The sequence below is a fragment of the Paenibacillus sp. TSM33 genome (assembly GCF_056099025.1).
On sequence record NZ_JBLZXB010000066.1, the window covers coordinates 1 to 255 of the forward strand.

1 rRNA gene is annotated in these 255 nt (G+C 54.1%); it reads left to right on the plus strand.

From position 1 onward, the window contains the following. Window positions 1-255 (plus strand): 23S ribosomal RNA (locus ACN6NF_RS25915); the annotation flags it as partial.

Genomic DNA, 255 nt, shown 5'->3' on the forward strand with positions numbered 1-255 from the left:
GGACAACAGGTCGAAATTCCTGTACCACCGTAATCCGTGATGAGCGATGGGGTGACGCAGTAGGGTAGTGACGCGGACTGATGGATGTCCGTCTAAGCAGTGAGGCTGATGTGTAGGCAAATCCGCATATCGTGAAGGCTGGGCTGTGATGGGGAGCGAAAATTACAGTAGCGAAGGTCATGATCTCAGACTGCCAAGAAAAGCCTCTAGCCAGGAGAAGGTGCCCGTACCGCAAACCGACACAGGTAGGCGAGA